The organism is Fretibacterium sp. OH1220_COT-178 (assembly GCF_003860125.1).
GTDB lineage: Bacteria > Synergistota > Synergistia > Synergistales > Aminobacteriaceae > CAJPSE01.
On sequence record NZ_RQYL01000004.1, the window covers coordinates 147,194 to 161,273 of the forward strand.

Genomic DNA, 14,080 nt, shown 5'->3' on the forward strand with positions numbered 1-14,080 from the left:
ACTGCCCTTCGTTGCCGCGGAGGCGCACCGGGACGGAGCACAAAAAACGGGACGGCGTCCTTCCCTTTTTCAAGGAGAGAAGAACGCCGTCCCGTTTCCCGCTTCATTTTCTCAATTTCAAGGCTTCATGTCCAAAGAAACGATAACCGGCATGCCCCGCCACACCTTCACGATCGCCTCGATGCGCCCTGCCCGGGCGGCGTCCTCCAGACGGCGCCCCGTATTCTCCCTGACGTAGAACCGTTCCAGGCCGGGACCGAAATCGAGCGTCACGGGATCGTAGGCGTATCGCACCGTCCCATGCAGGTAGCCTCCCTTGTCCGGCGGGAAAGCCCAAGCCCCGGCAGCTCGAAAGAGGCCCAGCTCATCCCGCTCCAGCGGCACGTACCAATCTTTCACGGCAACCACGCGATCCAGTTTTCTGGACCGATCCTCATTTTCTCTCCTCGCTTGGGCCGTCATGGGCTCCAGCGGATCAAGGCCTCCCGATTCTTTCGGGGTCGACACGGTCGAATCCACCGACTCCAGGATACGCTCCCCCCTCTCGGGGGAAAGGTCGAAAGAGGCCAGAGGAACCGACTCCACTGCGAAACGAAGCGTCACGTAATCGCCCCGGAAGACGTCCCGCGGATCCACCGGCACCGTGGCGAGGCGCACCTCCTCACCGAGCATCAGGACCAGCGCGGGCTTCACCGGAGCGGCCAGCAGCACGCACAGAGGCAGGAGAGCCGCAAGAAGATAGCGTCCGAATCCCTTCATGTTCTCTCTTCCTCCTCTCCCACCTCACGCCCTCTTCCCGCTCTGCGGCGCAGCCGTCCCATCAATGTCCCCAGACCGATCAGCAGCAGGCCCCCCACCGTGAAAAACGCGGCCTTGGGCATAAAATCGTAAAAGCGGTCGAAATAATAGCGCAGCACCAAAAGACAAAAGAAAAAGGTTGCCGCAGCATGCCCCTTGCTGGTCAGCCCGAGCATAAGAAGGCAGAAGATCAGGGCCGACATTACGGCAAATCCCGTTCCGGGCAAAGCGAATCCCATTTTGGAGAACAACGAACTGACGGCAGGAAACCATTCGAGCACGGGGGATTCGCTCCAGACATCGGGAATCGTCAGCAACAGGCCGCCGACGCCGGCCAGAAGAATCCCCCATCCCGCCATGTCGTCTTTTCGCTCTCCAAACGCACAGAGAACCATCAGAATTCCGACGCCGCTCAGCGCCGCCAGGCACAGGGCAAGGTCCTCAAAGTACATGGCGGCCGGAAAGGCGAAAAAGACAAGGGTGATCAAAATATTCATGCCGAACCCCAGGCGTCTGCGTTCCTCCAGGAACCGCCAGGCCAGCCACGAAGAAAGCGTGACCAAAAACCTCTGGGGAGGCCAGAGGAGAACCCAGAAAAATTCCCATGGGTAAAAGACGCTCACGCCGAAGGAACGGCGGAACAACCAATGCATCGGCACGTAATCCCCCCACAGAAAGACAAGCGCGATCACCTGAAGCAAAAGCACCTGGAGGGGGTCGCGAAAGAGCAGGGCGACCGGCAGCACTCCGGCAAACCACCAGGCCAGGGCCGTCGTCCAGTGCCCGCCCTGATGAAACATCTGGGCCATGAGAAAGATCCCCCCGCCATAGACGAAACTTCCCAGCAGGAGTAACGCGCGCGACGTTCGGGGCAATGCCGTCTCCATCCGCCAGGCCGCCAGGAGGGAGAGCAGGTAGCAGGCCAGGATCAGAGCGGCGCGAAACACGCGGGGGATGTCCAGCCAGTTCGCGGCCACGGCGCTCAGGAGGCCCAGCCCGACGAGCATTCCTCCCAGCCCCAACAGGATCTGCGAAAAATGCCCTCTTCGAGGAGCGTAAAGCCTCTCTATGGCCGAGGCCTGCTCCTCGTCGATGATCGCGGCGTCCCGCCAGAGGGCCAGTTCGCGCAAGAGAAAGTTCAACTCCTTCCTCTTGACGAAGCGCTCGGGGAGGATCCTCTCCATGAGTCAGCCGCCCTCAGCTCACCCGGCTGCCCAGCGGGATCTCCCCTGCGGGGACCACCAGGGTCAGGGCCTCGCTGTTGCCGTCCACCTTGACGCTGGCCGCCAGGATCATGCCGTTGCTCTCGATGCCGCAGAGCTTCGCCGGCTTCAGGTTCGTCACCAGGACGACGCGCCGTCCCTCCAGTTCCTCGGGCTTGAAGAACGCCTTGATGCCGGAGCAGACGGTGCGCTTCTCGTAACCCAGATCGACCTCCAGCTTATAGAGCTTCCTCGACTTCGGAATCTCCTCGACCTTAACGATCTGGGCCACGCGCATCTCCACGGCCCGGAACGCTTCGATGCCGATCTCGGGCTCGTGCTCCATCTCGCCCGGTGAGGCCGCCTCCGCCTTCCCGGCCTTCGGCAGCTCGCCCGCACGCACCTTTTTCCAGGCCTCCAGGTCGATGCGGGGAAAGAGCACCTCGGCCTTGCGCACCACCGCACCGGAGCCCTCCCCCCAGGCGAAGTCATCATAGACGCGCTCGAGCGGCGTCCCCTCCAGCCCCAGCTGATCCCAGATGCGCCGTGACGTCCCCGGCATGTAGGGAGCGACCAGAAGAGCCGAGAGACGAAGTGCCTCGTACAGGCTCGACAGCACGGAATCCAGCCTCTCCGAGGGGCCCTCCTTGGCCAGCTTCCAGGGCATGGTCTCGTCGATGTACTTGTTGGCGCGCCCGATAAGCGCCCAGATCGCCTTCAGCGCATCGTCGAAGGCGAAGCGCTCCATCGCTTCGTCCACGCGTCCCAAGGTCGTCTCGGCAAGCGCGCGGAGCTCGCGGTCCAACGGGTCGTCGAGCCCGGCAGCCGGGACCACGCCGTCCCGATAGCTGACGATCATCTGCAGCGTTCGGTTCAGCAGGTTGCCCAGGTCGTTCGCCAGATCGCTGTTGATGCGGCCCACAAGAGCCGCCTCGGAGAAGTCCCCGTCGTGGCCGAAGGGGACCTCACGGAGCAGGAAATAGCGAAAGGCGTCGGCGCCGTAGAGCTCCACCATCTTGAAGGGATCCACCACGTTGCCCTTGGACTTGCTCATCTTCTCGCCGTCGACCGTCCACCATCCGTGAGCGACGACCGAGACCGGAGGCTCGAGGCCCAAAGCCAGGAGCATGAGCGGCCAGACGACGCAGTGAAAACGGATGATGTCCTTGCCCACCACGTGCCGGACGGACGGCCAGTACTTCCGGAACATCGCGGGATCGTCCAGGTAGCCCGACGCCGTGGCGTAGTTGATCAGGGCATCGAACCAGACGTAGATCACGTGCTTTTCGTCGCCCGGGATCGGGATGCCCCATTTGAGGGTCGTCCGGGACACGGACTGGTCCCGTACCTCCCCCCGCAGGAAGCTCATGATCTCGTTGTAGCGGACCCTGGGCATCACCCCATTCAGATGCTTCTCGTAATGGGCGATCAACTGGGGCACGTACTTGGAGGCGCGGAAGAAATAGCTCTCCTCCTGCATCAGGGTCAGCGGCCTGCCGCAGTCCGGACAGGTATTGCCCTCTCCAGCGCTGGACTCGGGAACGTAGGTCTCGCAGGGGACGCAGTATTGCCCCTCGTAGGTCCCCTTGTAGATGTCCCCCTGGTCCATCAATTTTTTGAACATGGCCTGAACCACGCGGACGTGACGCGGCTCCGTCGTGCGGATGAAGTCGTCGTTGCCGATGTCCAGAACCTTCCAGAGCTCCTTGAAGTTGACGTGAATCTTGTCCACCAGCTCCTGGGGGGTCATCCCCTTTGCCTCCGCGGCGGTCTGGATCTTCTGGCCGTGCTCGTCCGTCCCGGTGAGAAAATGCACGTCGTACCCCTTCATCCGCTTGTAGCGGCTCATCACGTCGCAGGCGATCGTCGTGTAGGCGTGTCCGATGTGGGGGATGTCGTTGACGTAATAGATGGGGGTGGTGATGTAAAAATTTCTGCCGTCCATACAAAAAACCTCCATACTCCCGTGTTCGGGATGCAATTTCCTCAAGGAGCCTCGGGCGCCTTCCCTCTGGCGGGTTTGGGAGCGATCGTTTTGAGGTTGAAGCATTTCAAGGCCTCGTTGATGTCGGGCAAGCCGAATACCTGCCGCTCCATGCAATAAAGGACGATCATATCGTAAACTTCGTCCGGCAAAAACGCATACCCCGCCGAGGCGAGGAGCCGATCCGCCTCCTCCCGATCCAGCTCCAGGGCCAGGCCGAATGCGACAGCCGCCTCCTTGGTGGGACAATAACGCTCGTCGGTACGCAGCCCGTTCAAGTCGTCCAGGGTCCAGCCCACCCGGGAGGCGACATCGGCAAAAGCGGCCCCTTTTCTCTCCATCATCTCGAAGAGGGTCTCCATAAAAGAACGCCTGCGCCCCTCTTCCACCGCAATACCCGCCAGAATGTGGGGTACAGAGACCTCCTCTCCCTGTCCCCCATCCGCCAGATCGCACAGAGTCGTCAGGGAACGCTCCTCCAGAGCCTTGAGAGCCTCGGATACCCTTTCTGCCAGATCCAGAAGAAACTCCAAAGACAGCATTGATGTACCCCTCCACGACGTCGGCTTGGGCGTTATTTTATCACTTCCGTCAGCGCCTCCCCCTGAGTAGGGGGGAGGCGAAAAAGGCAAGACTCAACAGGGGCAGCAGGCCCAGGAGCAAGGTCGTGTTGTGGATGCCGACCCAGTCCGCAAACTTTCCCAGAGGATAGAGCGCCGCATTGGCCACTCCCCACGCAAGGCCCATGACCACAGAACTCGCGATGCTCCGGGCATGGGGCATCAGCGTCTGGGCCAAAACCACGGTCAGGGGCATGGTGGAGAAGACGCAGGAGACCCCGATGATGTACAGAACGGTCGAGATCAAGCCCGAACTGAGGGCGGCTGCGGTTAAGGACAACGACCCCAGCACCATCGATGCCCCCAGAATTGTCCCAAAGCTCACCCTCCGTGCGATGCGCTCCGCGGGAATCATGGCGAGCGTACCGCCCAGGGTGATGCAGAAGAGCACGGTCCCGATCGTCTCAAGGGAGCCCCCCTGGGCGGCCACCTTGAGGGGCAGAAAAAAACGTACCCCCTGGAAGACGATATCCCGAATGACGGAGACGCCCCAGACGGGCAAAAGCGTCCGGAACACACCACCGAAGCTCCTCCAGAACCCCGAGGCCCTACGGTCTGGCTGGGGAAGCGTCTCCCTGAGAAACGGCATGGAAACGTAGAGGAGCGGGGCGAGCAGGAACGGGGGAAGAAGGGTAACCCAAAGCCCGCCATAACCAAACTTCTGAACGGCAAAAACCGCCACTACAGGGCTGATTAGGGCTCCGGCCGTCCCGGAAATGTTGAAAAGCGTCATCGCGAACGTCAATTTTTCCGGCTTCGAGACGTAACCCACCCCCCCACTCCCCTGAGGATGGAACATCGCACTTCCCACCCCCCAGAGCCCGGCACAAAACAGGGCTCCGCCGTAGCTGCCGGCATTCGGAAGCATGACGGCCCCCGAGCCGCAGAGCAGAGGACCGACGATCATCAGGTAGGGACGTCTGATGCGGTCGCACAGGAAACCGATCATGGGCTGCCCGACGATATGGCAGAACCCCACGATGAGGCTCAGCGTGCCCGTCAAAGCATAATCCAGTCCCAAAGAGGCTTTGATATAGGGAACAAACGTAGGCAAAAACGCCGCATACATGTCGTTGACTCCGTGCGCCAGGGAGATCAGGACCACCTTTATCTCCGCCGAGAGCGCAAAAAAGCCCTTCCCCGAAGGAAGGGATATCTTCTCGCTCAAGCTGCTCCATCTCCGTTCCATCTAAAACATATCCCCCAACGGGCGGGATACCGGGTTGGGGGAAAACGATCAATCCTTCTTGATACATACAGCCTTCATCGGCAGCCTCACCACGATATTTTCGTCCGGATCGACGCAAGAGAGCCACCGGGCCACCGGCGCATCGGGCTCGTCCTCCGGCGGAACGATGACCCCGATGGGAAGCAGTCCACCCTCCCGAAGCTTTCCAAAGAGCTCTTTTATGCTCTTCCCCTCGAATTCCTTTGAGACATCGAGGGAGGCAAAACTATGCCCCTTGTCCGTTACGGAGAAGATATCCCGAATAAAAGAGGAGATTCCCTCGTATCGAGTACAAACCGACGTAATGTCCGCGATCAATTCGTCGGAATAGATGACGTCATCCACCCGGGCAAAACGGGCGTAGCGTTCGTTGTCCGGGTTGTGAAGCTCCATGACGCTGTACACCGAGGGATTGATCGACTCTACGGCCAGGCCGGTCAGAATCGTCCGCGAGTCATCGTTTCCAAACCTGGGATCGGACAGAATAATCGCGGCTGCGGCCGCATCGAGACCGCCGCGTAGCAGAGTTTCCTTCTCCGAAGGGTTTCCCGCTACGAAGAAAACCTCTGAGGCAAGATTCACGGGACGCTCTTCGGTCACGAGCGCAACCTGTTTTCCGGAGGCCAGGAGCTGCCGGACGATAAGGTCTCCGCGATTGTTCCACCCGCAGATCACAATGTGTCCCCGGTACTTGCAACAGCTCATCCCCATCATCTCCCTCAGCTTCCTGCTCATCAGATTCTGAACAATCTCCGAGAAGATGACCCCGAAGAGAGCCACTCCCACGATGGAGAGCAGAAATACAATCACGCGCCCCAAAATGGTCCTTGGAGCGGTGGCAAACTCCCCCTGACCGATCAGCGTAAAGAGAACGGTCCAGAGGGCGTCGGCGTAGGAGCCCGAAAATCCGCGCTCCTGCTGCCAGACAAACCAAGCCGATCCGAACAGAAGGATGAACAACAAAAACAGCGCGCCCAGAAGGCTGTGCCGAAACCTTTTCGAAAAAGCCCTTCCCCGGCGCGCACTCTTCACCAGCTTGACGAATCGGGAACTCATCGGCGGACGATTTTGCTTATTCTATGAGGGTCAGCTTAAGGCTTCGATCGAAGAAAAGCCTGGCCATCCTCTGTTTTCCCCTCACCAGCAGGTAGGAATAGGGCGAGTCCAGCGCCGTGGGCACATAGCGTTTGTTCAAAAGGAGGGAGTACCCCGCGTGATCCGCTATGGCGTAGATTCGGTCCAGGGTCAGTCCCACCTGAGCTGAGCTGATGATCGGAATCAGGGGGTCGCCGGAGGGCACGACGCGCCCTGGGGTGCTGGGACTCACCGCTGCGCCGTCGGGTTGGGGCTTGGATTCCTTGGGCGCCTCCCCACTGGGAAGGGTCCCGGCGGGGAACCCGGTAAACGTCGTCGCCTTTTTTTTGGGGGTGGCGATCGCTTTGAGATCCGATCCCCCTTCCGCTTTTTCCGCAGCCTTGTCCGCCGCGGCGCGCTTTGCCCGGGCCGCCGCCACTGCTCCCTGCTCAGCGCCGAAGGCACAAGTTCCCCACAAAAGCACGGACAAACTCAGAAACACAGCCGTCATCCTCGAAGCAGCCATTCAGAAACACCTCCAAACAGGTTGGAAAACATCTAAATAACCTTCAATCCAGAAAGTCCTTGAGTTTGCGGCTGGGTTGACGCAGCTTTCTCAAAGCCTTGGCTTCAATCTGGCGAATCCGTTCCCGGGTCACGTTGAACTTGCGTCCGACTTCCTCCAGGGTATACGAATGACCGTCCTCCAGGCCGAAACGATAGTGCAGCACCTCCCGCTCACGACTGGAAAGAGTCGCAAGCATCTCCTCGATCTGTTCGTGGAGCAGGTGCCCCGCAGCCGCCTCGTCCGGGCTCGGCAGGTCTCGATCTTCGATGAAGTCCCCCAACTGGCTGTCCTCCTCCTCTCCTATGGGGGTCTCCAGCGAGACCGGCAGCTGCGATATACGGCGAATCTCCTCCACGCGGGCGGGATCGATCTCCATCTCCGCCGCGATCTCCTCGTCCGTCGGCTCGCGTCCCAACTGCTGTACGAGCTGACGGGAGATACGCACCATCTTGTTGATGGTCTCAACCATGTGCACCGGAACGCGAATCGTTCGGGCCTGATCCGCTATGGCGCGGGTGATGGCCTGACGGATCCACCATGTGGCGTAGGTGCTGAACTTGAAGCCACGGCGGTAATCGAATTTTTCCACGGCGCGAATCAAACCGAGATTTCCCTCCTGAATCAGGTCCAGGAAGAGCATTCCACGGCCGATGTACTTCTTCGCGATGCTGACCACAAGGCGGAGGTTCGCATCGATCAGCTTCTGTTTCGCCTTGACGTCGCCCTCCTCCATCCTTTGAGCCAGGACGACCTCTTCCTCCGCGGTCAGGAGGGCGACCTTGCCGATCTCCCGCAGGTACATGCGTACAGGATCGGTCAGCGGAATGTCGTCCAGCTTGCCGAGGTCCCCATCCAGGGACGGAAGGAGCTCCTCACCGACCCCCACGGAGGTCTGGATCTTGCCTCGCCCCTCCTCCTCGACAACCTCGATGCCCAGCTCCTGCAGATTGCTCAGGATGTTGTCCAAGGTATCCGGGTCCCACACCTCGACCGGGATATGCCTCTCGATATCGCGATGCGTGACGAAACCACGCCCCTGTCCCTCGTGGACGAGGCTCCTCACCTTTCCCAGATACTCCGGTGAATCGCTCTTCGAGGCCTCGGTTTTGATATCGCGTTTATTCTGTTCCTGCACGGTATATAACCTCCATTTTGGCCTCACGCTCCCCAGGATACGCCCAGGAAGGGGGGAAAAGAAACTTCCGGCGAGGGGCCGACCATCTGACGCGTCTCGGCGAATTCCATCTCATAAAGCAATTTGCTGATCCGGAGCTGAAGCGGATCGTCCGTCTCGTAAGCCATACAAAAACGCCGATAACCGAACCTCTCCGCGAAAAAAGCAAGGTTTGCCTTGCATCGCCCGGGAGTGAGCAATTCCTCGAAGTTCGTCAGAAATTTCTCCTCGTCAAAAAAAATTTCCTCGCTCACCAGAACGATGACCTTCAAATTCTCCATCAGCATCCCCTTGTTCCAGAGGGAGCAGAAAGCGACTCCGGCAGACAGTTCTCCCGAGTCGCGAAGTCCGGCGGAGATCAATCGCTCCATACGCGAGGAGTACCCAAGGATCATCATAAACCCCAGACTGAGGCCCCTCTGTGGCTCGACTCTGTAGAAATTGTCGCGCATGAGGCTTCCGATGCAACCGGTCTGAGGCGAGGACATAAAGAAAAATTCACTCTCCCGTTCGAGGCAGGAGGCCGCAATTCTCCTCAGCTGCGGGCTGTAGAGACGGTTGATTGAGATCGGTTGATAATCCACCCCGAAGGGAAACCAGGACGCGATCTCGAGGTCCAAGTCCGAATTCCAATAAGGCAGCAAAGCGTCCCCCTCGTTCCGCCAACCAGAAATGGAAAACCTGGGGCCCCGATCATCACGCGCACCGAAACCGAAAGACGTTGCGGCAAACGTTGCGCGGCCTCGAGGCACCCGCAAAACAGATCGAAGCCCCCCGCGTCCTCCACGGGGGCAAGCCCCAACGGTCAGTTCAGTGGACTGCGACGGTCTTGTCCTCCTGCTTTTCCCGAATGATCTGAACCACGTACTCCACCAACTGAGCGATCTCCGGTTTCGTGATCTGATAACGTGCCCCCACGCTGGCGGCCTTGACCTTGATGTCCTCCGCCATAATGGACGAGAACACGATTATGGGAAGATCCTTCGTCGCAGGGTTCTCCTTCAGGCGGCGCGTCAGGGCGAGCCCATCCAACCGAGGCATCTCCACATCCGTGATCAGGATGTCGAAATCTGCTCCGTCCTGCATGATCGCCTCATAGGCCTCCTTGCCGTCCGCGCAAAGCAGAAGGTTCGAAAAACCGCCCGACGCCAGGGCATCCTTGATCTGCTTACGGATCAAAGGCGAGTCCTCGGCCACGATGATCCGATAATCCGTCGGGTTGCCGATCCCCTCCATCAAGGCCGTTGCCCGAGAGGGGTCCCACTTGTTCTGCATCGAAAGCTGAGGGCTGATCGTCTGAACGATCGCCTCGTAGTCCAGCAAGAGGACATTACGGCTGTCGCGCTTGATGACGTAGAGAATCCACTCCCCGAGATACTTTCCGGTGAGGCTCGAGTCCAAGTCTTCGGAATTGATGCGGTAAATGCGTTCCACGGCATCGACGACAAACCCCAGCTTGACCTCGTTGAACTCGGCGACGATCACCTTGCTCTGCTCGAGGTCGACGGAAGGTTCAATTCCCAGAAAAACGCGCAGGTCGACCATGGGGAGCACCTCGCCCCGAACGGAGGTGATGCCGATCAAGGCCCTTGGCGAATCGGGAATGACCCGACACCCCGGCCACCGAAGAATCTCCCGCGTCTTATCGACGTTTATGGCAAAGGACTGGTCCCCCAGAAAAAAGACCACGACCTGCCATTCGTTCGTGCCAACCTCCGTGATAACCTTCTTGACTTCCTGCATTCGTATACCCTCGTTTCCTGAGCGACGAAACCCCGACAGAGCTCTGCACACCGTCGGATCCTCGCCTCTGCATACCTCGGTACAGTCGTGACTTAATATACCACCATTTCGTCCGAAGCGGCAACCCGATGTCCGCAAAAAGCAAAAACGTACGGGTCACAAAGAGGCGGTTCTTTTTTCCTTTCTCGACTGGACGAGCCAGATCAAAGCGAGGACGAGTATCCCCGCCAGGTCGGATTTCCATCCGGGGATCATCAACCCCAACGCCCCTCCCAGGGCGAGGATGCGCAGGAGCAGAAAGATTGGAGCCTTGAAAAATCCTATCGTGGACATGCCCAACAGGAAGACGCCGATCAGAGCGGTGAGCACGGCCAGGAAAAAGGAGAACGGCTCGAAATTGACCAGGACGAGCATGGGGTTGAACACGTAGATATAGGGGACAAGGAAACCGGCCAGAGCCAGTTTCGTCGCCGTCGTCCCCGTCCGGATGGCGTCGGCCCGGGCGATGCCTGCCCCGGCATAGGCCGCCAGGGCGACGGGCGGGGTGAGGTCCGCCGCAATGCCGAAGTAAAGCACGAACATGTACGCCGCCATCTCCGGAATCCCCAACTTGATGAGGGCCGGGGCCGCCATCGTACTCGTCACGATGAAGTTGGCCGTGGTGGGCAAGCCCATGCCCAAGAAGATGGAAGCAACCATCGTGAAGACCAGGGTCAGGAACAGGCTGCCTCCCGCCAGGGTGACGATGGCGAGAGCCAGCTTCAGCCCAAGTCCCGTGAGGGTCGCCGTTCCGATGATCAGCCCGACCGTCGCGCAGGCACAGGCCACTCCCAGCGCGCTGCGCGCCCCGTTTTCCAGCCCCGTCCAGAGCTTGGCAGGGGTCAGCCAGGTATCGCGTCTGAAATAGGAGGTGACGACCGTCAGGACAATCCCCCGAAACGCCGCCTGGAGAGGCGTGTATCCGGCGACGAGGAAGTAGATGATGCCCGCCAGGGGAATCAAAAGATGCCCGCGCTCCAGCAACAGCGTCTTCAAACGCGGCAGCCGTTCCCGCGGCAGCCCCTTGAGCCCCAGGCGCGTGGCCTCGTAATGGACCTGCACGATGACCGCGATGTAATAGAGAAGCGCGGGCACGACCGCCGCCAGCGCCACCTCGACGTAGGAGACCCCCATGGTTTGGGCCATGATGAAGGCCGCCGCCCCCATGACCGGCGGCATGATCTGCCCTCCGGTCGACGCCACGGCCTCGACCGCACCCGCAAAATGCGGCTCGTATCCGACACTTTTCATCAAGGGGATGGTGAACATCCCGGTGGTGCAGACGTTGGCCACGGAGGACCCGGAGATCGTCCCCATGATCCCGGAGCTGACCACCGCCACCTTCGCCGGTCCCCCGGCCGACCACCCGGCCAGCGCCATGGAGAGGTCGATGATGTATTTGCCGAGCCCCGTCTGCTCCACGATGGAGCCGAAGAGGATGAACATGAAGACGAACGTCGCGGAGACGGCGAGCGGGGTGCCGAAGATTCCCTCGGTCCCCAGGTACATGTGATTGATGATGCGATAGAAGTTATAACCGCGGTGCTGGAACAGAGACGGAGCGTACCGGCCAAAGTAGCAGTAAACGAGGAAAAAGAGCACGATGATGGGCAGGACCGGGTTCGAGACCCTTCGAGTCGCCTCCAGGACCACGATGATCCCCAGAAAACCGACGGCCAGATCGAGGTTGTTCGGCATCCCGGCCCGGGCGAGCATGGGGCCGTAAAACTGCGCGACCATGTAGAGGGTCACGAACGCGCCCAGCGCCGCCCAGAGATAATCGTACCAGGGAATACGGTCCCTTGGGCTCTTCGAAGTCGCAGGATACAGCAGGAAGACCAGGATCAGGACGAAACAGAGATGGACAGGGCGCTGCCACATCTCCTTGAGCAGGCCAAAAGCCGACGTGTAGAGATGAAAGAGGGACATCAGCACCGCGATGGCGGAGATCATCCTTCCCGTCCAGTCCGAAGGGGAGCGGAAGCGGGATTCGCTGTCGTACCTCCTCTTGATCTCCTCCACATCAATGTCGTCCGGAGCGTTGGTCACTACCTGATCGGTCACACACATCTCCCCCTATCCCCAAAGATTCAAAATGTCGCTATATGCTCAGTCCCCCGTCAGCGAACGCTGAACGTCAGGCGACGCCCCGGATGGAGTCCGAAAAGAGGCAGTACCCTCCCGGATGGCAGGGTCAGAATGTTCCGGCCCACATGCTCGTCGCCAACCCTCAAGTGAAAGGAACGGAACGCCCGCCCCCCCCCGATATAACGATACCAGGGCGGGAAGTGGACGAAACGCCCTCTCGGCGGCGCCTCGGTCGGCAGACCGGCGTTGGTGGACTGGGTGCGCTCCTCCCAAAGCCAGATCCTCCGTTTGTCCGCCTGATAGATGTCCACGACGGGACAGAGCTGGACGGAGTGGATGTACTCCGTCCTGAAGGTATCGCCAAGATAAAGAGGAAAGGAGAGGAGTTTTTTGCCGTTTTCGTCGTGCACAAAAACTCGGGGCGCCAATGCGGAAAGGCTGAGAACGATTGCCCCGCCCCAGAGGAGGGGAACCCAGAGCAGCGCCCATCTCGTTTTCACGGCAGCTTTTCCAGGACGCGCATCCAGTTTTCCCCCAGCAATTTGTTCGCGGCCGAGGGGGAGAACTCTCTACGCACCGCCTCGATAAAGGGCGCCACGTGCCTGTAGGAGGGAAACACGCTCTTGATGCGCGCCTCCTCCGGGAGGGCGAACTCGCAGAGGTCGAGCCCAAGGCCCACGTGGTCCTCCCCCGCGACCTCGAGAATGTGCCGGGCGTGATCGAGCAGGCCCGCGTAACGCGGCCGCCCCTCCGGAAGAGGGGGAAGCTTCGGGGCCACAGCCTCTGGGGCTCCCGGTCTGTCGTCCTCGCCCGGGTAGACGAAATGCATCATGTTGTTGAGCCCCATGACCCCGCCGCGTGCGGCCAGCGCCGCGATCTGGGCGTCCGTGAGGTTGCGGGCGACGCCGCAGAGGGCGCGGCAATTGGAGTGCGAGGCGATCACGGGCCCCTTGAAAAATCTGAACACATCCTCAAGGCCGACGTCGTTCAGGTGGCTGACGTCGAGGATCATCCCCAAGCGCTCGATCTCCTTCAGCAGAGTCACGCCGAAGGGCGTCAGCCCCCCGACGACCCCTTCCTCCAAAGGCCTGAAATGGCAGCCGTCGGCAGCGGCGTTGCGCCGGCTCCATACCAGCCCGACGAGACGCACGCCGAGCTCGTAAAAGACGGAGAGCAGCTGAGGTTCGTAGCCCAGCGGATCAACCCCCTCAAAGGAGAGAAAAAGGGCAAGCCGTCCCTCATGAACGGCACGTCTTGCCTCACCGGCCGTACGGCAAAGGGCAAACAACCCCGGAGACTCCCGCATCTCCGTGTGCAGGTAGGCAATCTGGGTCAAAGCGACGCGCAGCGCCATTTCCGGAACGTAGTCGTTCGACACGAAGAGAGAGCAGATCAGCACGTTGACCCCGGCAGCGCGAAGGTCATCCAGATAGAAACGCTCTATGACGCGCGTCTCTCCCTTTCTGCGAAGGCGAAACACGTCCATCAGAAGATCGTAATGGGCATCGACGATGATGGAGGACACGAAAGATCACACCTTTGCAAACTTGATCGTTCAAAGC

Annotated in this window: 13 protein-coding genes; all 13 read right to left on the reverse strand. The window is 60.2% G+C overall.

Features of this window, described 5'->3' with window-relative positions; all coding sequences use genetic code 11:
• Window positions 1-117: 117 nt before the first annotated feature.
• Window positions 118-759, reverse strand: coding sequence for a GDYXXLXY domain-containing protein (locus EII26_RS02990; RefSeq protein ID WP_124887654.1), 642 nt, complete (start codon window positions 757-759; stop codon window positions 118-120).
• Window positions 756-1,982 (reverse strand): DUF2157 domain-containing protein, encoded by a 1,227-nt coding sequence (locus EII26_RS02995; protein ID WP_124887655.1) that lies wholly within the window; start codon window positions 1,980-1,982, stop codon window positions 756-758. The genes EII26_RS02990 and EII26_RS02995 overlap by 4 nt, the downstream gene beginning before the upstream one ends.
• A gap of 13 nt (window positions 1,983-1,995) precedes the next feature.
• Window positions 1,996-3,945, reverse strand: a complete 1,950-nt coding sequence (gene metG, locus EII26_RS03000; protein ID WP_124887656.1) for a methionine--tRNA ligase — start codon at window positions 3,943-3,945, stop codon at window positions 1,996-1,998.
• Window positions 3,946-3,986: 41 nt separating this feature from the next.
• Window positions 3,987-4,526: a hypothetical protein gene (locus EII26_RS03005; protein WP_124887657.1), complete on the reverse strand. Its 540-nt coding sequence runs from the start codon at window positions 4,524-4,526 to the stop codon at window positions 3,987-3,989.
• A 49-nt stretch (window positions 4,527-4,575) separates the two neighbouring features.
• The gene (locus EII26_RS03010) at window positions 4,576-5,772 is read right to left on the reverse strand and encodes an MFS transporter (RefSeq protein ID WP_158612121.1); all 1,197 of its coding nucleotides are present in this window, start codon (window positions 5,770-5,772) and stop codon (window positions 4,576-4,578) included.
• A gap of 69 nt (window positions 5,773-5,841) precedes the next feature.
• A complete protein-coding gene (locus tag EII26_RS03015; protein WP_124887659.1) occupies window positions 5,842-6,888 on the reverse strand; it encodes a potassium channel family protein in 1,047 nt (348 codons plus the stop codon).
• A gap of 16 nt (window positions 6,889-6,904) precedes the next feature.
• Complete coding sequence (locus EII26_RS03020) at window positions 6,905-7,432, reverse strand: hypothetical protein (RefSeq protein WP_124887660.1); 528 nt, start codon at window positions 7,430-7,432, stop codon at window positions 6,905-6,907.
• A 43-nt stretch (window positions 7,433-7,475) separates the two neighbouring features.
• Complete coding sequence (rpoD, locus tag EII26_RS03025) at window positions 7,476-8,609, reverse strand: RNA polymerase sigma factor RpoD (protein ID WP_199735031.1); 1,134 nt, start codon at window positions 8,607-8,609, stop codon at window positions 7,476-7,478.
• 23 nt (window positions 8,610-8,632) lie between these two features.
• Window positions 8,633-9,292: a hypothetical protein gene (locus EII26_RS03030; RefSeq protein ID WP_124887662.1), complete on the reverse strand. Its 660-nt coding sequence runs from the start codon at window positions 9,290-9,292 to the stop codon at window positions 8,633-8,635.
• Window positions 9,293-9,458: 166 nt separating this feature from the next.
• Window positions 9,459-10,391 carry a chemotaxis protein gene (locus tag EII26_RS03035; RefSeq protein WP_124887663.1) on the reverse strand — a complete coding sequence of 311 codons (933 nt, stop codon included), beginning with the start codon at window positions 10,389-10,391 and terminating at the stop codon, window positions 9,459-9,461.
• Between the two features lie 156 nt (window positions 10,392-10,547).
• Window positions 10,548-12,500 carry a TRAP transporter permease gene (locus tag EII26_RS03040; RefSeq protein ID WP_124887664.1) on the reverse strand — a complete coding sequence of 651 codons (1,953 nt, stop codon included), beginning with the start codon at window positions 12,498-12,500 and terminating at the stop codon, window positions 10,548-10,550.
• A 50-nt stretch (window positions 12,501-12,550) separates the two neighbouring features.
• On the reverse strand, window positions 12,551-13,018 hold the full coding sequence (locus tag EII26_RS03045) for a DUF1850 domain-containing protein (RefSeq protein WP_158612122.1): 468 nt from the start codon (window positions 13,016-13,018) through the stop codon (window positions 12,551-12,553).
• Window positions 13,015-14,043: a dipeptidase gene (locus EII26_RS03050; RefSeq protein ID WP_124887666.1), complete on the reverse strand. Its 1,029-nt coding sequence runs from the start codon at window positions 14,041-14,043 to the stop codon at window positions 13,015-13,017. Before EII26_RS03050 ends, EII26_RS03045 begins: the two co-directional genes overlap by 4 nt.
• Between the last annotated feature and the right edge of the window lie 37 nt (window positions 14,044-14,080).

What these genes read in the sequence shown, in the direction of transcription:
- EII26_RS02990 (WP_124887654.1), bottom strand. Translation starts at nt 759, where the DNA reads ATGAAGGGATTCGGACGCTATCTTCTTGCGGCTCTCCTGCCTCTGTGC.
- EII26_RS02995 (WP_124887655.1), bottom strand. Translation starts at nt 1,982, where the DNA reads ATGGAGAGGATCCTCCCCGAGCGCTTCGTCAAGAGGAAGGAGTTGAAC.
- metG (WP_124887656.1), bottom strand. Translation starts at nt 3,945, where the DNA reads ATGGACGGCAGAAATTTTTACATCACCACCCCCATCTATTACGTCAAC.
- EII26_RS03005 (WP_124887657.1), bottom strand. Translation starts at nt 4,526, where the DNA reads ATGCTGTCTTTGGAGTTTCTTCTGGATCTGGCAGAAAGGGTATCCGAG.
- EII26_RS03015 (WP_124887659.1), bottom strand. Translation starts at nt 6,888, where the DNA reads ATGAGTTCCCGATTCGTCAAGCTGGTGAAGAGTGCGCGCCGGGGAAGG.
- EII26_RS03020 (WP_124887660.1), bottom strand. Translation starts at nt 7,432, where the DNA reads ATGGCTGCTTCGAGGATGACGGCTGTGTTTCTGAGTTTGTCCGTGCTT.
- EII26_RS03035 (WP_124887663.1), bottom strand. Translation starts at nt 10,391, where the DNA reads ATGCAGGAAGTCAAGAAGGTTATCACGGAGGTTGGCACGAACGAATGG.
- EII26_RS03040 (WP_124887664.1), bottom strand. Translation starts at nt 12,500, where the DNA reads ATGTGTGTGACCGATCAGGTAGTGACCAACGCTCCGGACGACATTGAT.